Source organism: Microbacterium terrisoli (assembly GCF_030866805.1).
Classification (GTDB): Bacteria; Actinomycetota; Actinomycetes; order Actinomycetales; family Microbacteriaceae; genus Microbacterium; species Microbacterium terrisoli.
This window is the reverse complement of record NZ_CP133019.1, coordinates 208455-230631: the sequence shown is the minus strand read 5'-3', so window position 1 is coordinate 230631 and position 22177 is coordinate 208455. Positions and strand designations below refer to the sequence as shown.

The 22177-nt window shown below is 70.8% G+C and carries 9 protein-coding genes; all 9 read right to left on the bottom strand.

Annotation, left to right across the window (positions count from 1 at the left end):
* Positions 1-2 precede the first annotated feature (2 nt).
* The 9 genes from QU603_RS00980 to QU603_RS00940 all read right to left on the bottom strand — a co-directional run bounded on the left by QU603_RS00980 (position 3) and on the right by QU603_RS00940 (position 22107).
* Positions 3-1730, bottom strand: coding sequence for a serine/threonine-protein kinase (locus tag QU603_RS00980; RefSeq protein ID WP_308492636.1), 1728 nt, complete (start codon positions 1728-1730; stop codon positions 3-5).
* Positions 1727-2965: an FHA domain-containing protein gene (locus QU603_RS00975; protein WP_308492635.1), complete on the bottom strand. Its 1239-nt coding sequence runs from the start codon at positions 2963-2965 to the stop codon at positions 1727-1729. The genes QU603_RS00980 and QU603_RS00975 overlap by 4 nt, the downstream gene beginning before the upstream one ends.
* A complete protein-coding gene (locus QU603_RS00970; protein WP_308492634.1) occupies positions 2965-3831 on the bottom strand; it encodes a PP2C family protein-serine/threonine phosphatase in 867 nt (288 codons plus the stop codon). The genes QU603_RS00975 and QU603_RS00970 overlap by 1 nt, the downstream gene beginning before the upstream one ends.
* On the bottom strand, positions 3828-5126 hold the full coding sequence (locus QU603_RS00965; protein ID WP_308492633.1) for an RDD family protein: 1299 nt from the start codon (positions 5124-5126) through the stop codon (positions 3828-3830). Before QU603_RS00965 ends, QU603_RS00970 begins: the two co-directional genes overlap by 4 nt.
* The gene (locus tag QU603_RS00960) at positions 5123-7543 is read right to left on the bottom strand and encodes a transglutaminase-like domain-containing protein (protein WP_308492632.1); all 2421 of its coding nucleotides are present in this window, start codon (positions 7541-7543) and stop codon (positions 5123-5125) included. The genes QU603_RS00965 and QU603_RS00960 overlap by 4 nt, the downstream gene beginning before the upstream one ends.
* Positions 7540-8793: a DUF58 domain-containing protein gene (locus QU603_RS00955; protein ID WP_308492631.1), complete on the bottom strand. Its 1254-nt coding sequence runs from the start codon at positions 8791-8793 to the stop codon at positions 7540-7542. The genes QU603_RS00960 and QU603_RS00955 overlap by 4 nt, the downstream gene beginning before the upstream one ends.
* On the bottom strand, positions 8793-9764 hold the full coding sequence (locus tag QU603_RS00950) for an AAA family ATPase (RefSeq protein ID WP_308492630.1): 972 nt from the start codon (positions 9762-9764) through the stop codon (positions 8793-8795). Before QU603_RS00950 ends, QU603_RS00955 begins: the two co-directional genes overlap by 1 nt.
* Before the next feature lie 37 nt (positions 9765-9801).
* Entirely contained in the window at positions 9802-15831 is a 6030-nt protein-coding gene (locus QU603_RS00945; RefSeq protein WP_308492629.1) for an Ig-like domain-containing protein, read from the bottom strand.
* Positions 15832-16026: 195 nt separating this feature from the next.
* Entirely contained in the window at positions 16027-22107 is a 6081-nt protein-coding gene (locus QU603_RS00940) for an Ig-like domain-containing protein (protein ID WP_308492628.1), read from the bottom strand.
* Between the last annotated feature and the right edge of the window lie 70 nt (positions 22108-22177).

Here is a 22177-nt window from a genome sequence, read left to right as displayed (position 1 = left end):
GGTCATTGCACGCACTTCGTCGCAAGGTCGGAACTGCCCCCGTCAGTGCGCAGAGTGCGCACACTGATGCATGTGCGCCCCGATGCGTCGACCTTCTGCGTCACGGTCGGTTCGGTGACCTTGCGCAGGTCGCCTTCCTGATCCGGCCGCGAGGCGTCCTGCCAGACGAAGAAGTCTCCGTCTGCCGTGTCGGTGTTCTTCCATGTCCACACGACGCTACCCCCCTTGATGACACCTGTGAGTTCGGAGGGGGGTGAAACGGTCGTCGGCAGCGCGTCCTGCGGTTTCGACTGCGTCGGCGGGCTGGAAGCCGCCGGACCCGGTGCGTCGCCCCCCAGCAACGCAGGAAGGGCGACGATCGCGATCGCCGCCAACGCGACGACCACGACGCCGCCGCCGATCGTCGCCCACAGCCCCACCCGGCTGCGTGGCGCTGTCTCGCTGAGCGTGTCGGAATCGACGACCGGCACATCCTTGATGTGCGCGAGGGTCGCCGCATCCGTGGCTCCGACGGCGGTCGCACCGAACGCGGGCGGTGCGACGGGGCCGCCGGCTGCCGGCGCGAATGGTGTGGATGCCGCGGCCGGCGGCGGCGATGCACGCACGACCGTGGCATCCAGGTCGGGCGCGTAGGCCGGCGGCTGCAGCGGTCGGGTCGGATCGGGAGTGGTCGGCCCGGTCGTTCCCTGCCCGGTTGCTGCGGGCCGCGTGGTTCCCGGCCCCGGGGCGAAGTCCGATCGTCCGACGTCGGAGGGACGCGTGAGCCCCGCGGCCGGGGCTGTCTGCGGGTCGATGCTGACCACTCCGCGCACGCGGGTCAGGCCGTCGTCCTCGTCTTCTTCGATCTCGTCGGGCAGGCCGTCGTCGAGGATGTCGATCGGGGTGACGGCGAGCGAGAGCTCGATCTGCACCTTCTGCAGCGCACGCGCGAAGTCGACCGCGCGCTGGTAGCGGTCGGCGGGATTCTTCGACATCGCGCGCTCGAGGGCGTGCTGCAGCGACAGCGGCACGTCGGCGCGACCGAGCGGCGGCACGTGCCCGGCCTCGATGCGTCCGATGAGGTCGGCGGCCGTGTTGCGCTGGCCTCGCAGCTCGTACGGCGAGTGCCCGGCCAGCAGGGTGTACACGGTGGCGCCGAGCGCGTACACGTCCGATCGGTAGTCGCTGTGCGGCGCGTCGGCGAACGACTCGGGCGGCGACCAGGGGATCGACAGGCCGGCCGACTCTTCGGCGGCCGCGGTCGAGGAGGCGATGCCGAAGTCGGTGAGGGCCGGCCGGTTGTATTCGGTGACCAGGATGTTCGCGGGCTTGATGTCGCGGTGCAGAACCCCTGCGCGGTGCGCGGTCTCCACCGCGGCGGCGACCTGCACGCCGACCCGCAGGGACTCGGCGATCGAGAACGGCTCCCGCCGATACCGCACCTGCAGGTTGGGCTTCGGGCAGTACTCCATCACCAGGTAGGGCCGTCCGTCCTCGGCCACCCCCGCCTGATAGATCGTGACGATGGCCGGATGCGTCGAGAGCATCGCCATCGTGTTCGCCTCGTCGGTGAACTCGCGCACCGAGCCGCTCGACATCCGATCGGTCAGCAGCACCTTGACCGCGACGCGACGACGCGGCAGGTGCTGTTCGTAGAGGTATACGTCGGCGAAGCCGCCCGACCCGAGCAGGTCCACATACGTGAACCCGGGCAGCTCGGGAGGAGCGGCAGGCGTCCGACGAGGGCTCACGCGATGTCCTCCACGGTGACCAGCACCCCGTCACCCAGGTCGAGCACGTCTCCGGGCACCACCACGTTGCGCTCGCCCGGATGCAGCCGCACCGGGTCGGCGCCCGCGCGACGCAGGGTCGTGCCGTTCGTGGTGTGCAGATCGGTGGCCAGCACACTGTCGCCCTCGACCCGCACCTCGAGGTGGCTGCGCGAGATGTCCTGCTCGGGGCTTTCGACGGCGATCAGGTGCGGCAGGTCGGTGCCGGTGACGCGCGTCGACCGCGGGCGTCGGCCGATCACGACAGTGCGGTCCAGCAGCACTGTCTGCCCCGTCGACAGCCGCAGCCGTGCGGGTGCCGGCATGCGAGGCGGGGCGAGGGGCTCGAGCAGCGGCGCCGCCGCGGGCGTCTCACCGCGCATTGCGCGCGCTTGGGCGAGCGAGATCGTCTCGCCGTCGTGGTCTCCGCGCACACGCACGGATGCCACTGTATCGGCCACGTCCCCGAGTTCAGGGGTGGATGACGCGGCCTCGCCGTCATCGTCGGCCTCGGGCGACCGGTCCGGCAGCGGGGCGAGCGTCGCGTCACCGGGCAGCCAGGTGTCCGCACCGCTGCCGGTGAGCACCTGCGACGAGGATTCGCGGGAGGCTGCGGCAGCTTCTTCGTCGGACGTGGGTTCGGGTTCGGGCTCACGCTCAGGCTCAGGCTCAGGCTCAGGCTCAGCCGCGGCGGACGCACCGTCGTCGGGTGTCACATCCACCTCGGTCGCGACGGCGTCGACAGCCCGCGTCGGGGTGGCCGCGGCATCCTCGTCCCACACCGCCACGAGAGCGCTCGCGCGCACGATCCCGTCGCGCAGCGCCAGGGGCAGCGGTGCCGTCGGCGACGCTGATCCCAGCCGGATCTCGGCGCGCGCGGCTCCGGAGACGACCCGCTCCGACCATGTGGTCACGCCCACACCCGTCACCGTCACCGGTTCGCCGGCCCCTGTGACGTGGGCATGGATGTCGCCGCGTACGGCAAGTCTCAGTCCCTCGGGCTCGTCGACGGCGACCAAGAACGGCGGGATCGCGGTCAGAGAGGTTCCGAACGCACCGGTCAGCGCCTCCAGAACGGCGGCAAGGCCATGGCCGGCGTTCACCTCATCCCAGACGCCGGTGAGCAGATCGGACGGCGTGTCCGCATCGATCAGCGCGACCGTGTCGCCGGTCGCGATGACGTAGGCGTCACCGGTGGCGTAGCGCAGGGCAACCATCAGAATCCTCCTCCTGCGGGGGCTCCCGCACGCGGGCGGGTGTCGGCATCCATATCGTCGTCTTCGTCGGGGAACGCGGGCACGGTGTCAGCGGGCGCCTCATGCGCGCCACGGCCAGACGCGACATTCAGCGCGTCGACGACGATCACCGTGACGTTGTCGCGGCCGCCGTGCTGCACGGCCTCCTGCACCAGCCGCGTCGCCGCCGCCTGCGGGTGGGTCTCGTCGCGCAGGATGCCGTCGATGCGATCCCACGTGAGCTCGTTGCTGAGGCCGTCGGAGCAGATGAGGATCCGGTCACCGACCTCGGCGGGAATCAGCCAGTAGTCCGCCTCGGCATCGCTGCCGGCCCCGATCGCGCGCGTGATGACATTGCGACGCGAGTCTCGCGTGGCCTGGGCCTCATCGAGTTCGCCGCGGTCGATGAGCTCTTGCACGACGGAGTGGTCGACGCTGATCTGCTCGAACACCCCCTCGCTCAGTCGATACGTGCGTGAGTCGCCGACATTGATCGTGAGCCAGTAGCCCTCGCCGTCCACGTCCGAGATCGCGACGCCGGTCAGCGTCGTGCCGGCACTTGCTCCCCCGCCGGGCGGGAGCGCATCCACACGGGCACGGGCACGGGCGAAGGCGTCGCGCAGCTCGTCCACCGAGACGCAGTCACGGCCGGCCAGAAGTGCGAACTCGTCGATCGCGGTGGCGCTGGCCACCTCGCCGGCCTGGTGACCGCCCATGCCGTCGGCGACCAGGAACACCGGTGCGCTCGCGATGTACGAGTCCTCGTTCAGGCGGCGACGCAGACCGGTGTCGGTCATGGCGCCGCAGGCGACGGCGATCGGCGCGAGGCGGGTCGGTTCGGCGCTCATGCGCACGCCTCCACCGTCAGGGCGCGGTCGCCGAACTCCAGTCGGTCTCCGGCGCGGACGGGAGTACGCGCACCGGGCGAGAGGGTCGCGCGTCGACCGTTGCGCACCAGCACCACCCCGTTCGTGGAGTGACGGTCGATGATCCACGGCGCACTCGCATCGCCACCGACCTCGAAATGGGTCTTCGACAGCGAGAGCGTCTCGTCGCGCACCGCGACCACCGTCGCGCCGTCCTCGCGCGCCGGATTGCGGCCGAACACGGTGCGACCGTACACGGCGATGCGCGTGCCGTTGTCCCACACCAGCATGACCGTCGCCGAGGGCTGCACGACGGCCGCCGTCACCGGAGCGGCGGGCGCGTCGACCGGGTTCACCGAGATGCGGGTCTCTCCGACGTCGCCGTCGGCGGGCGCGGATGCCGCGGGCACCGAGGCCATCGTCATCGTCTCGGTGATGCTGCCCGGCGCGGGCACCGGTGCGGCGGCGTCGACGGTCGGGATCGGCGTACGGTCGGGGGCTGCCTGTTGCGAATGGGCGACACCGGGCACTTCGGAGATCATGCCGACGGCCATGATCACCGGTGCGGCGGCAGCGGTGGATGCGGAGGTGGGGGCGGATGCTGCGGCAGCACCCGACCCCGACGAACCCGGCCCCGACGAACCTGGCCCCGACGAGCTCCCGGCGGCGATCCCGGTGATCACGGGCGCCGCGGCCGCGTCGGCCCGCGGCGCGGCCGCCCCGGCCGCACCCCACAGCACCGGACCGGCCGAGGCGGGGGCGCGAGGAGTCGACATCCGCGGCACCTGCGACACGACGTGGCGGGCGCCGCGACGATCGCCGACCACGGTCCGCGCGACCTTGTCGTGCCAGCCCTGGTGGTACGGAGAGGCGTCGAACAGCGCACTGGCATAACCCACCACTATCGCGCAGCCCAGCATCCAGATGAGATTGCGCACGAGCGCGCGCCCGAACCCCACGCGAGCGCCGGAGTCGTTCGGGTCGGTGAGCACGAGGCCCAGCGCGCGCTGCCCGATCGAGCCGGCACCGCCCTGCATCGCGGTGTAGACGAGCCCCCACACGACGGCGACGACGAACATCACCAGCTGCACGATCGCGAAGGCGCCGGCCGCCTGCGCCGCGTCGGCCGGCTGCACGGCGGCGAACGCCGCGATCGCCGCGAACCCTCCGACCAGCGCCATCACACCGACGGCCACCGCCGCATCCAGCAGATAGGCGAGCACGCGGGCGCCGATCGTGACAGGAGCCGCGACGGCGGTCGAGACGTGGTCGGTCATGCGGACGCTCCCGTGCGCGCGCCATCCTCCGCAGGCCGCGCCTGGGACGTCGGGGCAGCGCCTGCCTGCGCACCGGCGGCCGCGGCGCCCGTCCGCTGCGCACGGCGGCGGCGACGCGGCATCCACTTGTCTGCGACGGTGCCCGCCACGAGCGAACGCACGCTCAGTCGCGCGCCCAGCCGTGTGAAGAAGCCGCGATCCTCGCCCATGCCTTCGACCGCGGCGTCCACCTGGCTCCAGAACGCGGCGACCTCGTCGTCCGACGGGTCGTTCGGGCCCCACACGCGGGCATCCGCACTGCGGGCCAGCACCGCGACCTGCGGCTGCCCGAACGTCGATTCCAGCGTGGTCGCGTCTTCGAGCCGCGTCCGGCCGGCCCGCATCGGGGCGCCATAGTCCACGGCGTTGTCGACCAGCTCATCCCAGCCGCCGCTGATGCGGTCGGCGGGATGCTCAGCCTGCTGGCGCCGGCGGCGGCGCTTGGACTTCAGCGCGCCGATCACGATGAACGGCGAAGCCAGCAGCCCCAGAACTCCGACGCCGATGCCGGCCGCCGCGAGGATCGCCAGCAGGACGCCGGATCCGTGATTCTTGTCGTCTTTCGGTCCGTGATCAGCCGGCACCGTGGGCGGCTCATCGGCTGCCTGCTGCTCGGGCGGCGGCGGCTGCAGCACCTGCGGCTTGGGCACCGAGCGAGGTTTCGTGGCCTGCTGGGTCGGGATGTGGTCCTTGGGCGGCGTCGGATCGAACGCGACCCAGCCGAAGCCCGCGAACGGCACCTCGACCCAGGCGTGCAGGTCGTCGCCGGTCGCGGCGAACACGGACGAGCCCGCCTTGTCCTGCGCGGGGTAGAACCCCATCACCACGCGGGCGGGAATGCCGAGCTGGCCGGCCAGCAGCGCCATCGCAGTGGCGTACTGCTCGTCATCGCCGACCATCTGCTTGGACTCCAGCAGCGACGCGATGCGCGCCGCGCCGTGACCGGACAGCGACCGGTAGCCCTCGCCTTCGAGGCCGTGGCTGAAGTATCCGCCGTCGGCGAGGTACTTCTGCAGTGTGCGCACCTGTTCGACCGGCGTCTTGGCATCGGCGGTGATCTTCGCGGCGATCGCGGCGAAGGACTGCGGCACGCCGGACTGCTTGGGTATCGACACCGGAAGAATGGATGCCTTGGCCAGCGCTTTGTCCGTCGGCCGGGTCGGCACGATCGTGTCGAGGTCGTATCCGTCGCCCTTGCGCAGATCTGCGGCGACGATGCCCGACGAGGTGGCGTCGTTGTACTGGGCCGAACGGCGCAGTGCGTCGGTGCGAGGGCCGTCGAACGTCACCGACCGCACCGCACCGACCTCCGGCATCCACACCCCGTTCCAGGCGTCGATCTGCACATGCACCGTCGCCGGTGTGCCCTGCGCGTCGGGCGACATGTCGGCGCGCGCGGGCGAGAACGCACTGGACGAGCCGAAGCCGGCATCGGCCACGTTGTACACGACGCCGTTGTAGGCGTCCATGACGGCCACGCGCACGCGGGCATCCTGGGGCATCGATTGCACGGTGAACAGCGTGGTGGTGCGGTCGTCGCGCACGAGCTTGCGGAACGACTGCAGCGGGCTGGGGTACTGCTGGATGTCGAAGGGAGGGATCACGACGTCGCGCAGCACGTAGCGAGGCGAAGGCGGTGCCGCCAGAGCGGAGGTGCCGACGCCGGCGAGGACGGCGACGGCGACGATGCCCGCGCCGGTCACGACGCGGCGCCGGGCCGAGGCGCGCGTGCCCTGACCGGTCTCGCCCAGCGAGATGGCCGCTTGCGCGGGCGCCCACGCCTGGCGCAGCGCCAGCCAGAGCACAGCGGCCAGGGCGAACACGACGCCTTCGATCAGCGGCGCGGCCGGCGTCGAGGTGCCCAGGGCGATCTGGACGACCAGCACCGCGCCGGCCGGCAGCAGCGCCCAGCCCGGATGACGCAGGCGCAGGGCGAGGCCGGCGGTGAGCACGGCGCCGGTCAGCAGCAGGAGGAACGGAACCAGGCCGAAGCCGTCGGCCACCGACACAGGTGCCACGGTGGTCAGCAGCGACTTCCACGATGTGACGACGCCGGCGGCAAGCTCCTGCAGCGACGCGAGTGTCGGAATCACGGCGAACAGGCCGCTGTGCCAGACCGCCAGAGCGGTGCCGAACACGAAGTAGACGACGATCGTCATGGCCGCGACGACCAGGATGCCCCAGCGCCGCCACGCACCGATCGCTGCCACGGCAAGGCCCAGCAGCAGGCCGCCGACAGCGGGGACCAGATAGCCCGGCCCCCCGAAGGTCGGCCAGAAGCCGATGACGGGCACGATGAGCAGGGCAGCCGTCGCCGCCAGGTCGAGGGTCCACCGACGCGCGTCCAGCCGTCGCCGCTTCACATCCCGTGCGCTCACGAGAGCACCTTCCCCAGAGCGGCCGGCAGCTGCGCGAGCTCGCCGACGGTGACCACCGATGCCTCGGCGATGCGCCGCAGCGAGGGGACGGCGCCGAGCTGGGCACGTACGGCCATCACGCGGGCACCGTACGGCAGGCGCGAGCATGCGACGCGCAGGCGCGTGGCATCCACCGTCGATCCACACACCAGCACGACCACAGCCGCCTGCGGAACGCCGGCCGCGACCGCGCCGGCGAGCTCCTCGAGCCGCCCCTTGCGCGCACGGGACTGGTCGAGGGCGGCGAGCGAGTCCAGCAGCCGCCTTCCGGTGCCGGCCGGCAGATCGCGTCCCTGCACGTGCACATCGACCTGGCGCGAGTCGCGCAGGGCCCGAAGACCCACGGACCCGGCGATCGAGATCGCCAGTTCGAACTCATCGGCAGTGCCGTAGTCGGATCCGAGCGTGGACAGACCGATCACGAAGTGCGAACGCCGCGTCTCTTCGTACTGGCGCACCATGAGCTGGCCGGTGCGCGCGGTCGAACGCCAGTGCACGTGCCGCAGATCGTCGCCCGGCTGGTATTCACGCAGGGCGTGGAACGAGACGTCGTCGGGTGAGAGATCGGTGGTCGGCAGTCCCTCCAGGTCGCGCATGAACCCCAGAGTCTGCCCTTGGAACATGACGGTGCGCGGGTGGACGAACAGGTCGACGGGCTCGTCGCGGCGATGCACGCGCTCGAACAGCCCGAGCGGGTCGCCACGCACGACGCTGACCGGACCCACCGGCAGCACTCCGCGGCGGCTCGTGGGAATGGCGAACAGCTCCTCCACGCTCGCGCCGGGTGCGAGACGTTCCACGGCGAACACACCACGGCCGGCCCCGACGGGCAGGACCACACGAGAGGGCAGGATGCTGCGGCTGCTCGCGTTGGTGAGCATCAGCGCACCGACCGCGCGCTCGCCGACCACGACACGGTCGCGGGTCAGGTCCAGCCGCACGTCATACGCGGTGCGGCCGATCAGAAGCAGCGCACACGCGGCGATGATCACGGTGAGCACCACCGCGGCGATCGTCAGCTCCCGCCAGCCGAGCACACCGCCGAGCACCCAGAGCGCGACCGTCACGACGATGAGCACCCGCGCGGTCGGGCGGATCACGCGGATCGCCTGACGCACCCCTTCGCGCGCAGCCGCCATGGCGCGCACGGCTGACACCCGCCACGGCGACGGATCGTCCGCAACGGCTGCGCTCAGGGTCTGCGACGCCATCAGGCCGCGGACCTCGATTGCGGGGCGGCGACGGCGTCCAGCGCGCGCGCGACCACGGTCTCGGCCGTGGTGCCCGAGAACTCGGCCTCAGGGTCGAGCACGATGCGGTGCGTCCACACGGGGCCTGCGAGGGCCTTGATGTCGTCGGGGACGACGTAGTGGCGCCCCTGCGCGGCAGCCCACACCTTGGCGATGCGGACCATCGCGAGCGACCCGCGCACCGAGACGCCCAGGCGTGCGCCGGCATCGGCACGCGTGGCCTGCGAGAGTTCCGCGGCGTAGCGCAGCACGGCCTGCTCGACGTGCACTGTGGCGGCGAGGTCGGCCATGTCGGCCACGGCGCCGGTCGTGATGATCGCCGACAGGCTCGCGGACGGGTTGCGGTCGGCGGCGCCGGCCAGGATCCGCTCGGCCACCGCCAGGTCGGGGTAGCCGATCGAGGTCTTGATCAGGAAGCGGTCGAGCTGTGCTTCGGGCAGCTTGTAGGTCCCCGCCTGCTCGATGGGGTTCTGCGTCGCGATCACCAGGAACGGGCGGCCCACCTCGTGCGGTTGGCCATCGATCGTGATGCGTGATTCCTCCATGACCTCCAGCAGCGCGGACTGCGTCTTGGGCGAGGCCCGGTTGATCTCGTCGGCCAGCACGATCGAGGCGAACACCGGGCCGCGGTGGAACTCGAACGTGCGTGTGTTCTGGTCGTAGATGGTCACACCGGTCACGTCCGACGGCAGCAGGTCGGGCGTGAACTGGATGCGGCTGGAGGTGCCCTGCACCGTGGCCGCCAGTGCCTTGGCCAGGCTCGTCTTGCCGGTGCCCGGCGCGTCTTCGAGCAGGACGTGACCCTCGGCGAGCATCGAGGAGAGCACGAGCGCGATCACTTCGCGCTTGCCCATCAGCGCCCGATCGACGTTGTCGACCAGCCGCGTGAACGTGCCCTGGAACCAGGCTGCCTGTTCCGGTGTCATTGTCATGTGCGTGTTGCTCCTTGTCGTGATGCCACGTTCTCGCTCAGTACCAGCTCACGGGGGTGGCGTACCCCCACCCGACGATCTCGATCTGGACCGTCTCGCCCGGGTAGCCGAAGTAGAACGATGTGTTCGTGGTGCCGTTGGCCGGCAGGCCGAAGTTGTAGTACGTGCGCTCATCGCCCACACTGGTGTGCACCTTGACCGTGTAGCTGCCGGCGGGGAAGTTCGCCGTCTTGACGGCCACGTAGGCGCATGTGGACGTGGAGCAGTTCGAGTTGCTCACGCTCGTGCCCGGAACCGTGTCCGCGGTCGCCTTCGGTTTGGGCGCGGCTGCCGTGGTCGCCTGGGCCGTGCCGATCGACCCCCATCCGGCCTTGTTGTGCGCCTGCACCTCGATCTTGTGGGTCGTCGAATAGGCGTAGGACTTGGTCTTCGAGCCGCTGTTCGCCTCGCTCTGCCACGAACCGCCGTCGAAGCGCACGCGCGTCTGGTCGATGGCGGCGCCGTTGTTCGAGGGCGCACTCCAGCTGAACGTGATGTTCGTGCCGCTCACGCTGGCCGAGGCGCCCGGCGTGCCCGGCACGCCGAACGGCACGACGCCCGCCGACGATGCAGACGCGGGCCCGGTGTAGGTCGCGCCGTCCACGGTGGAGACCGCACGCACCCGCACCTTGTAGGTCGTGCCGTTGGACAGACCCGTGATGGTGTTCGACGTTCCCGACCAGTCGCCCTGCCACGCACCGCTGTTCACGCTGTACTGGTAGCGGATCTCCGAGCTCTGCGCCCCGTTGCCGGCCGCTGCCGCATAGGTCACCGCGATCTGCCGGTCGCCCGGCGCGGCCGTCGGAGTCCCGGGGGCGCCGGGGGCGACCACGCCGCGGCGCGGCGCGGACACCTGGCTGTACGCACTCCAGCCCGCCTTGTTCTGCGCACGGACCTTGTAGGTGTAGTCGGTGGTCGAAGCATCCACCACCACCGCCTGCGAGGTCGTGTCGCCGGCGACGGGGATCGTGCGCAGCGTCGAGGACCCGCGCATGACGCTGAGCTCGTACCCCGACACGGCGTCGCCGTTGTCGGCGGCCGCGGCCCACGACACCTTCATCTGCGCCTGAGAGCCGACCGGGGCCAGCATCGACGTGGTCGGCTGCCCGGGTGCGCCGGGAGCGCGGGCGGGGATCTCGGTGGCAGACCACGTGCTCCAGCTCGACGGCTCGGGCGCGAGGTTCACGGCCTGCACGCGCACCTGGTAGGCCACGCCGTTCTCCAGGCCGGTCCAGGTGAGCTGGTTGCCGGTCACCTTCGACTTCGCGGCGATGCCCGACGGCGGTGCCGGCGAGATCTCGAGGTTGAAGGATTGCACCGGTGAACCGGGGGTCGGCGGCGTCGTCCAGGCGACCTTGAGGCTGCGGTCGCCGAAGGCCAGCGTCGGGGCCTGCGGTGTGTCGGGACGCGCATCGGGGCGCGCCTGCGCCGAGGCCGGCGAGGCCGGCGAGTCGCCCACCCGGTTGGTGGCCACCACGCGGAAGTTGTATTCGACGTTGTTGGTCAGCCCGTCAAGCGTGCACGTGGTCGCCTGACAGACCTTCGTGTAGCCGCCGCCGACGGCGGAGACCGTGTACTGCGTGATCGCGGCGCCGTTGTCGACGGGCGGCGACCAGCTGAGCACGACAGTGCGGTCCTGCACGCTGGAGACCGTCGGTGTGCCGGGGGCGGCGGGCACTCCCTGCACCGTCATCAGGACGTGGCCCTCGACCTCGCGGTCGCGGTCGCCGGTGGCGTCCTGGATGCGGTAGCGGATCACCGCACGCCCGACGAACGATGCGGCCGGTGTGATCTGCAGGTGGTCGCCGGCGATCTCGACCGTGGCGTCACCGGCCTCGGCGGCTGCCGCGACGATCTTCAACGGCTTGCCGTCCTTGGCGAACGGGTTCACATCGTTGGTCAGCACGTCCACCCGCACGGTCTTGCCCTGGTCGGCCTGGTCGATCACGTCGTCGGTGGCCACGGCCAGCGGCCGGGTCGAGGCGGTCACCTCCGCGTCGACCGTCCCGGTGACCGCCGGGTTGTGGCCGTCGCTGATCTCGATCGAGAAGTGACCGACAGTGCCCTTCGGAGTAGAGGCGTCGGCGCTGACATCGAGCGTGTGACCGTCCACGCGAGCGGTGAGCCCTGCCCGGCCGCCCGAGACGCGATAGGTGATCGCGTCGAGGTCGCCGGGGTCGGGGTCGGTGGTCAGCGCACGCAGGTCGAGGGACGAGGCGTCCTCGCCGGGGGCGACCTTCACCTGGCCGTTCGTGAACGTCGGCGGCTCGTTGTCGGGCGGGGTCACCGTGATCGGCAGCACGAGCGTCGCCTTGTTGCCGCGCGGGTCATCGGGGCCGGTGCCGTCGGTGACCTCGAACGTGATCGCGTCGGGGCCGAAGTAGCGCTCGGCCGACGTGTAGACCAGCGTCGACCCGTCCTTGACGAGGTCGTCACCGTTGCCGTGCAGCGCCGAGACGTTGCCTGCCTCAGTGATCACGGCACCGTTGCCGCGCGAGACCCGGACGTAGTCGCGCAGCGGCAGCTCGATCTTCTGGCCGCTCTTGACGGTGACGGCCTTCGTGGAGATGAGAGCGGGAGGCAGCGTGGCCAGCGACGGCACGTGGATGAACGCGGATGCCTTCAGGCCGTCCTGGTCGGTGACCGTGTACATGATCAGCTGTTCGGCGTCGGTCACCGGGACCCGGAACGTGCCGTCGGACTGCCGGGTCACGGCATCGTCGGAGACGGCAACCGTCAGCGCGTCGGTCGTGCCGTCGGGATCTTCGTCGTTGGCCAGCAGGTCGAGGGTGGCGGAGCCGTCCTTGATCTGGTCGGCCTGCACGAGGTCGTCACGGGCGATCGGTGCCATCAGCGGCACGTCCTTGTCGACCGAGATCTGCAGCACGCCGGTGGCCGTGGCCCCACGCGCGTCGCGGATCGTGTACTGCAGGGATGTCTGGGTCTCGGCGTTCGGCGCCGTGACCACGACGCGATCGCCCCGCACCTCGGCCGAGAGGCCCGGCGCGTCGGGCACGGTCAGCCCGTCGGGCACCAGTCCGAACTGATCGCCGTCGGGATCGGAGTCGTTCGCGAGGACGGGAACTGCCACCTGGCGCCCGGGCCGCATGATCACGGTGTCTTTCACGGCATACGGCGACTGGTTCGTCGTCGAGGCCGGAGCGATGCCCACGTGGACGGTGGCCGTGGCCTGTTTGCCGAGCCGGTCTCGGACCCGATATGTGAAGGAGTCCTCGCCGGTGGTCGACCCGATGGCCTGGTAGTCCAGGTAGTCCGGACCGACCTCGACGCGGCCCTTCTGCGGCGCCGAGGCAAGTCCGACCAGCTGTACCGAGTCGCCGTCGGGGTCGATGCCGTCCAGCGGGACGTGGATGCGGGTCGTCGTTCCGACCAGCACCCGCCCGGTCAGGTCGCGCGGCAGCGGCGCCTGGTTCGACTTGGCACTGAGCGGGGTCACCTGGATGGTCACGTAGCCGGCATCCTTCTGCCCGCTCGCGTTGACCGCTTCGTACGTCACGTACGCCGTGCCGGGCTTGTCGGATGCGGTGAACCGCACAGTATTCTGCGAGACGAACGCATGGCCGTCCTTCGCATCCACCAGCGGCGGCACGAGATCGGGCGCGACGTGCAGCTTCGTGCCGTTGGGGTCGCTGTCGTTGTCGAGCACCGGGATCGTCACGACGTCACCGGCCCGCACGATCGCGGTGTCGTCCTGCGCCGACGGCGGACGGATGGTGGATGCCGCCGGCACCGGGATGACGACCACCTGGCCGGTCGCGCTGCGGGTGCCGCTGGAGATCGTGTAGCCGATCGTGATCTGGTCGGCCAACGATCCCTGGTCGGTGACCCGCAGCGTCTCGTGCCCCTGCACCGCGACGGAGACGCCGGCGTCTGCGGGGACGTCGACGGACTGCACCACGAGGATGCCGCCGGCGGGGTCCGAATCGTTGGCCAGCACGTTCACGAGCGTGTCGCCGCCGACCGGCAGGGTCGCGACATCCTGAACCGCCACGGGCGGCTGATCGCTGTCCGCGGCCGGTTCGACGTCGACGCGCACGATGCCGTCGGCGGTCGCGCTGCCGGCGGCGATCAGATACGGGACATAATACGTCCCCGTGTCGTCGGCACGGAACGAGAACGTCTTGTTCTGGAAGTCCGGGACGATCTTGGCACCGGCGACCTCGCCGACACGCGTCAGGCGCAGCTCCTGCGATCCCGCGGCGTAATCGTTGACCAACGGCGAGACGGTGGTGCTCTGACCGACACGGGCGATGACGTGGTCGGCGGTGGCGACCGGGTCGGTCGATCCGCGCGGGCGCACGTCCAGCCGCAGTGTGCCGGTGGAGACCTTCTGACCGTCCGAGACATAGATCTTCACGTCTTTGCGACCGAGCGTGGACGAGAGCGCATGGTACGTGATGCGCCCGTCGTTCGTGACCTGCACTTCGTCGCCGGGCGCGGCCTGGGCACTCTTCAGATACAGATTGTCGCCGTCGGGGTCACGCCAGTCGGGCAGCACGTTGTAGGTGAGCACGCCGCCGGCTTCCATCGTCAGCGATGTGGTGCGCTTCTGCGCGGGCGCCGCGTTCGTGCTCCACGGGTGCACGGTCAGTGAGACCTTGGCCGTCGCCGTTCCCTTGCGACCGTCGTCGACCTTGTACGTGAAGCTGCCGGTGCCGGTCGCCTCGGCGGGCACCGCCAGCTGCAGACCCGACCCGTTGTTGATCGTCTGCAGCGTGCCCACCCGGGGATCCCCGCCGGGCACCGTGACCGTCAGCACGTCGCCGTCGGCGTCGGTGTCGTTCTCGAGCACGGGCAGGATCGTGGTGCGTCCCGGACGCACGCCGTAGTCGTCGGGATTGGCGATCGGGGGCGTGTTCTGCTTCGACCGCTTGGGCAGAGTGGACTGCACCGTGTCTTCGGTCACCTGCTCGTCATTGTCTTCGGTCTGTCCCTTGGGCGGGGTCAGATCATCCCAGTTGTCCACCTGCTGCAGCGCATCGCTGGCCAGCCACGTGTTGCCGCCGATGATGTCGTTGAGCACGACGACGTCGCGGTTCTGCCGGAACTGCAGGTGCGCGCCGGCCGGCAGACCGGGGATCTGCGCGGCACGGTCGTGGGTGGTGCCGTCGCAGTCGCGCAGGAAGCGGCCCGAGCCGGCCCACGCCGCGTACGAACAGCCGTTCAGCCGCACCGGAGCCGCCGGCACTCCCGTACCGTCGGCGTTCTGCGATGTGATGGCCGACCCGTCCAACGGCACCCGCACGAGCGCCGCGTCCGTCGCGATCGTCACCGCGGCATCGTCCGCCGACGGCTGCTGCAGCACCGCGCCGGTTCCCGTGACCTTGGCGCGCAGCCCTGCACCCGACAGCACGGCACCGGTCGCGGCATCCAGCACGACCGGTGTCGTGCCGACGACGGTGATCGAGACCTGCGCGTTCTTGCCGAGGTCCGGCAGCTTCGCCGTCTCGGGCGTGGTCGCCTGGCCCTGCGCGTCGACCGGGACGGTGGTCAGCGTGCGCTTCTTCGGCGAGACGGCATAGACGGTGCCGTCGGTGCCCACCGTGACGGCCGCTCCCGGTCCGAGCGTGGCCAGCGGCTTTGTGCGCGCCGGTGCGAACGCGTCGACACCGCCGGCGGGCACGACCCACAGAGATCCTTTGGTCGTGCCCAGCACGGCGACGGTCTTGTCGCCCAGCACGACCTGCGAGCCCGCGGCGATCTTGGCCGAACCGCTCAGTGCGACGGTGGCAGGGTCGACCGTGGCCAGCGTGTGGCCGGTCTCGTCGTGCACGAGCACGGTCTGGCCGGACTGCAGGATGTCGTACTGGCCGGTGGCGGTGCTAAGCCCGCCGTCCAGCACCCGAGACTGATCATTGAAGTGGCCCACCATCAGCGCCGACTGCTTGGTCACCCACACGCTACCGTCGTTCAGATCCAGTTCGGTGGTCGCGTTGCCCTTGTAGACGACCGCCAGCGTCGTGATGACGACGGCTGCCACCGTGATGGCTGCTGCCGATGCGATCACACGCGGGCGAGCGCGCCGCCGTGCGCGCCGCCGTGCACACAGACTCATACGAGCAGGGACCCTTCAGGGACGGAAAAGGACGTGACCAGGGGGATAAGGGAGCATGCCGGTGGGCAACCCGCCTCTAGCACCCTAAAGGAGGTTGCCGAGAAGGGCGATGGGGACCTTTCCCCATGTCGAGGCCTGCCGAGACCGTCACCACGAGACCGGGTCCGAGTTGCCCCACCCGTCGATCACGAACCAGAACCGCTGGTGGCCGCCCGCCCCGCCCCCGTACGCGCACTGCGACTGCCAGGTGCCCGACGCCGAACCCATGTTCACCTTGTGGCCGCTCCACTTGGACGACACACCGTCGGCAGCGCACCACACGGTCGGGTTGGATGGACCGTCCCAGTTCTCCCAGTGCAGGATCGCGTTGTAGCAGTTGCTCGCCGTGCAGCCGGTGACGTCATGCCGCACGCCCTTCTCCGCCCACACGTGCGGTTTCGGCTTGGCCATCGTGGTGGCCGAGGCCGTCGCCTGCGGACCCTCGTTGCCCAGGGAGTCGACCGCCTTGGCCGCGATCGTGTGCGTCTGGCTGTAGCCGTACGAGCCCGACGTGCTGCCGGACGGCGGCTTCATCACCCAGCTGCCGCCGTCGATCTTGACCAGCACACCCGTGATCGACCGGCCGTTGGGTGCCGGCGGGCTCCACGAGTAGGTGATGCTCGTGCCGCTGGCCGAGGCCCTGGCACCGGCGGTGCCGGGCGTCCCGTACGGGGTCTTGGTCGCCGACGCCGGCGAGGCCGTCCCCGGGTAGGCAGTGCCGTCGACGGTCGAGACCGCACGCACCCGCACCGTGTACCCGGTGCCGTTGACGAGCCCGGAGATGGTGCCGCTCGTGCCGGTCCAGCTGCCCGACCAGGCCTGGTTGTTGACGGAGTACTGGTAGCGGATCTCACCGCTGGTCGCACCGTTGCCCTCGGCGGCTGCGAACGACACCGCCAGGGAGCGATCGCCTTCCTTCACCGACGGCGTGCCCGGAGCGCCCGGAGCGATGACACCGCGACGCGCGGCCGAGACCGGACTCCACGCGCCCCAGCCCGCCTTGTTGCGGGCGCGCAACCTGTACGTGTAGTCCGTGGTCGAGGTGTCCACGACCACCGCCTGCGAGGTCGCCCCGGCCGCCGGCGCCAGGGTCCGCAGCGTCGACGAGCCCCGCATCACGGCGAGCTCGTACCCCGAGACGGCATCCCCGTTGTCGGCAGGCGCCGTCCACGACACCTGCATCTGCGCCTGCGAACCCACCGGGTCCAGCATCGAGGTGCTGGGACGGGCGGGCGCCTCGGGCGCGCGGGCCGGGATCTGGGTGGCCGACCACGCGCTCCAGCTCGACGGCTCGGGTGCACGGTTCAGCGCCTGCACGCGCACTTGGTAGGCGACGCCGTTCTCCAAGCCGTCCCACGTCAGCTCGTTGCCGACCACCTTCGACTTCGTGGCGATGCCCGAGGGCGGGGCGGGCGAGATCTCCAGGGTGAACGACTCCACGGGTGAGCCGGGGGTCGGCGGCGTCTTCCACGACACCTGCAGGCTGCGGTCTGCGTAGGCCAGGGTCGGCGGTTCGGGGGTGTCGGGCCGCGCGTCGGGGCGCGCGGGCTCGGACGGCGCGGAGGCGGGCGAGTCGCCCACCGCATTGGTGGCCGTGACCGTGAAGGTGTACTCGACGTTGTTGGTCAAGCCGTCCAGCGTGCACGTGGTGGCCTCGCACGTCCTGCTGTAGCCGCCGCCGACGGCACCGACGGTGTAGGCCGTGATGGGTGCGCCGTTGTCGACCGGAGGCGTCCAGCTGAGCACGACGGTGCGATCCTGCACGCTGGAGACCGTGGGCCGCCCCGGTGTGCCGGGCACCCCCTGAACGGTCAGGATGATGCGCCCGTCGACCCGACGATCGGGGTCGGCCGTGGCATCCTGCACGGTGTAGCGCACGACCATGCGCCCCACGAAAGCCTCGTCGGGCGCCACCTGCACGTGATCACCGGCGACCTCGGCCCCGCCCTGGCCGGTCTCGACCACCGCACCGGTGATCGACAGCGGCTTGCCGTCCTTCGCGAACGGATTGACGTCGTTCGCCAGCACGTCCACGCGCACCGACTCCCCCTGGTGCGCGATGGGGACGACGTCGTCGTTGGCGGTGGCCGGTGGCCGGGCAGACGCGATCACGGTCACGGTGACCGCACCGGCGACCGGTGCCGTCTCGCCGTCGGTGATCTGCAGACCGAGCGCGACAGCGGTGCCCTTCGGCGTCGACGCATCGGCCGAGACCTCGAGCCGCTGGCCCTGCACACGGGCGGACAGGCCGCGCGGTGCGTCACCGGTCAGGCTGTACGTGACACGCGCGAGGTCGCCCTCGTCGGGGTCGGCCGTCAGCGCCCGCAGGTCGATGGAGGACGCTGCTTCGCCGGGCGCGACGCGCAGCTGCCCGTTCGTGAACGTCGGAGGCTGGTTGGCGGGCGGGGTCACTGTGATCGGCAGCACGAGCGTGGCCTTGGTGCCACGGGGATCGTCGGGGCCGGTGCCGTCGGTGACCTCGAACGTGATCGCGTCGGGTCCGAAGTAGTCCTTCGCCGATGTGTAGACCAGCGTGCGCTGGTCTTTGACCAGCGGGTCGCCGTTGCCGTGCACGGCGGCGACCCGGCCTGCCTCGGTAATGACGACGTCACCTCCGCCGGCCACCTGCACATACTCATCCAGCGGCAGTTCGACGCGCTGCCCGCTGCCCACGGTGACGCCCGTCGTCGACACGAGCGTCGGCGGGACGGATGCCAGCGCGGGGACCCACACGAACGCTGTCGCCGTCTGCGCATCCTGATCGGTGATCGTGTAGGCGATCAGCTGGGCGCGGTCGGTCACCGCGATGTGCACACGGTCGCCGACGACCCTCGCCCGGCCACCGACGACGGCGAGGGTGAGCGCGGCGATCGTTGCGTCGGGGTCCTCGTCGTTGGCGAGCACGTCCAGGTCGACCTGGCCGTCCTCGATGTCGGTGGGCTGCACGCGATCATCACGCGCGATCGGGCGCAGCAGCGGCACGTCGTCTTTCACCGTGATCTGCAGCACGCCGATCGCCTGCGCCCCGCGCGCGTCCTGGATCGTGTACTGCAGCGACGTGTCGGTCGGCCGGTCGGGTGCTGTCACCTCGACTCGATCGCCGGACACCTTCGCCGACAGGCCGGGCGCGTCCGAGAGCGTCAGCCCTCCGGCGACCAGTCCGATCGGGTCGCCGTCCGGGTCGGAGTCGTTGGTCAGCGCCGGCACGGAGACGGTTCGCCCCGGCCGCATCGCCATCGCGTCCTTGACCGCGTACGGCGCCTGGTTCGCCGATGAGGCCGGGGCGATGCCGATGCGGACAGTGGCCGTCGCCTCGGCGCCGAGACGGTCGCGCACGCGGTAGGTGAACGAGTCGGCGCCCACGAGCGCGCCGTCGGCCTGGTAGTCGACGTAGTCGGCGCCGGTGGCAACCACCCGTCCCTTCGCGGGTGCGGAGGCCAGACCCACCAGCTGCACGGAATCGCCGTCCGGGTCGATGCCGTCCAGCGGCACCGACACGCGCACCTTCGAACCCGACAGCACACGGGCGGTGCGATCGGTCGGCCGGGGCGCCTGGTTGGTCTTCTCGCTGACCGGCAGCACCTGGATCGTGACGTACCCGGCATCCTTCTGCCCGGTCGCATCGACCGCTTCGTATGTCAGGTGCACCGTGCCGGCGTTGCCACCGGCTTTGAAGCGCACGGTGTTCTGCGAGACGAAGGCCATGCCGTCCTTCGCCTCGACCAGCGGCGGCACGAGGTCTGGGGCGACGTGCAGCGTGCCGCCGTTCGGATCGATGTCGTTCTCGAGCACGGGAATGGTCACGACATCCCCCGCGCGCACGACCGCCGTGTCGTCGCGGGCTGCCGGCGGGCGCAGGGTCGAGGGCGCCGGCACGGGGATGACCACGACCTGACCGACCGCGCTGCGTGTGCCGTTGGAGATCGTGTAGCCGATCGTCACCTGCTCGGCCAGCGTGCCGCGGTCGATGACCCGCAGGGTCTCGTGTCCGAGCACGGCGACCGAGATGCCCGCGCTCTCGGGCACCGAAACCGATTGGACGACCAGGATGCCGCCCGCCGGATCGGAGTCGTTGGCCAGCACGTTCACAAGGGCGTCGCCGCCCGTGGGCAGCAGTGCCGTGTCCTGCACGGCGACCGGCGGCGCATCGCCGTCGCGATCGGGCATGACGTCCACACGCACAACGCCGTCCGCGGTCGCGGTGCCCGCGGCGATCAGGTACTGCACGTAGTACGTCCCGGTGGCCTCGGCGCGGAACGAGAAGGTCTTGTTCTGGAAGTCGCGCGAGATCTCAGCGCCGGCGACATCCTCGACGCGGGTCAGGCGCAGCTCCTGGGAGCCCGCGCTGTAGTCGTTGACCAGCGGCGAGACGGTGACCGAGCGGCCGGCACGCGCGAGCACGTGGTCGGCCGTGGCGACCGGTTTCGTGGAGCCTCGGGGGCGCACGGTCAGCCGGATCGTCCCGTCGGCGACCTTCTCACCGTCCGAGACGTGGACCTTGACCTCTTTCGTGCCGAGGGTGCCCGAGAGCGCACGGTACGTGATGCGCCCGTCGTTGGTGGCCTGAACCTCGTCCCCAGGCGCCGCCTCGGCGCTCTTCAGATACACGTTGTCGCCGTCGGGGTCGCGCCAGTCGGGCAGCACGTTGTAGGTGAGCACGCCGCCGGCTTCCATCGTCAGCGACGTCACCCGCGACTGCCGCGGCGCTTCGTTCTGCGACCACGGATGCACCGACAGGCGTACCCGCGCGGTGTCCGTTCCCCTGCGCCCGTCGTCGACCTTGTAGGTGAATCCGTCAGAGCCGGCCGCATCGGCGGGCACGCTCAGCTGCAGCCCCGACCCCCTGTCGATCGCCTGCAGCTCGCCCAGACGCGGACCGTCCTCGGGCACGGTGACCGTCAGCACGTCACCATCGGCGTCGGTGTCGTTCTCGAGCACCGGCAGCACGGTCGTGCGCCCCGGACGCACGCCGTAGCCGTCAGGGTTGGCGATCGGAGACGTGTTCTTCTTCGACCGCTTCGGCAGCGTGGACTGCACGGTGTCCTGCGTCACCTGCTCCTGGTTGTCTTCGGTCTCGCCCTTGGGCGGTGTCAGATCATCCCAGTTGTCCACCTGATCCAGCGCGTCACTGGCCAGCCACGCACTGCCGCCGATGATGTCGTTGAGCACGACGACATCGCGGTTCTGCCGGAACTGCAGCTGCGCGTTCGCCGGCAGTGCCGGAATCGCCCGTGCCAGATCGTCTGTCTCGGCGGCGCAGTCGCGCACGAATCGGCCCGAGCCGGCCCACGCGCCGTACGTGCAGCCGTTCAATCGCACCGGGGCTGCAGGAATCCCCGTGCCCCCGGCATCCCGCACCGCCGGCGCCGACCCGTCCAACGGCACGCGCACCAGGCCCGATGCGGTGGCGATCGCAACGGCGTCTTCGGCCTGCGACGGCTGCTGCAGCACGGCGTCGGTGCCCGAGACCTTGCCGCGCAGACCCGCGTCCGACAGCACGACGCCGGACGCGGCATCCAGCACCACCGGTACGGTGCCCACCGCCGTCACCGACACCTCGGCGCTCTCACCCAGTCCGTCCAGCTTCTGGCGCTGCACGCTCAGCGGCGCGCCCTGCGCGTCCACGGGAACGGTCACCAGCGTCTGCGACGACGCGGACACGCCATAGACCGTGCCGTCGGTGCCGACGGTGACCGCCGCCCCGGCCCCGAGCGAGGCCTGAGGCTTCATTCCACCCGGCGTGAATGCGGCAACCGCAGCCGCCGGCATCACCCACAGCGCACCCTTCGCAGGGTCGAGGATGGCGACGGTCTCACCCCCGAGCGCCACCTGCGCCCCGGCGGCGATCTTCGCCGAACCGCTGAGGGCCACCGTCGACGGGTCCACCGTCGAGACCGAATGCCCTGCCACGTCGTGCATGAGCACGGTCTGGCCGGACTGCAGGATGTCATAGTCGTCGGTGGCGGTGCGAAGCCCGCCGTCCAGCACCCGCGATTGATCGTTGAAGTGGCCCACCATCAGCGCCGACTGCTTGGTCACCCACACGCTGCCGTCGTTCAGGTCGACCTGTGTCGTCGGGTTGCCCTGGTAGACGACCGCCAACGTCGTGACGACCACGGCGGCCACCGTGACGGCTCCGGCCGCGGCGATCGTGCGCGGTCGCGCGCGCAGCCGCGCAAAGACACCCATACGAACAGAGACTCCCCCCGTGACACAGCTCGCCGCCGACCCGAACGGCACCGGCCCGGTGGCCCGGCGT

Excerpts from the sequence above, each read along its gene's own strand:
- QU603_RS00975 (WP_308492635.1), bottom strand. The coding sequence starts at position 2,965 with ATGGTTGCCCTGCGCTACGCCACCGGTGACGCCTACGTCATCGCGACC.
- QU603_RS00970 (WP_308492634.1), bottom strand. The coding sequence starts at position 3,831 with ATGAGCGCCGAACCGACCCGCCTCGCGCCGATCGCCGTCGCCTGCGGC.
- QU603_RS00965 (WP_308492633.1), bottom strand. The coding sequence starts at position 5,126 with ATGACCGACCACGTCTCGACCGCCGTCGCGGCTCCTGTCACGATCGGC.
- QU603_RS00955 (WP_308492631.1), bottom strand. The coding sequence starts at position 8,793 with ATGGCGTCGCAGACCCTGAGCGCAGCCGTTGCGGACGATCCGTCGCCG.
- QU603_RS00950 (WP_308492630.1), bottom strand. The coding sequence starts at position 9,764 with ATGACAATGACACCGGAACAGGCAGCCTGGTTCCAGGGCACGTTCACG.
- QU603_RS00940 (WP_308492628.1), bottom strand. The coding sequence starts at position 22,107 with ATGGGTGTCTTTGCGCGGCTGCGCGCGCGACCGCGCACGATCGCCGCG.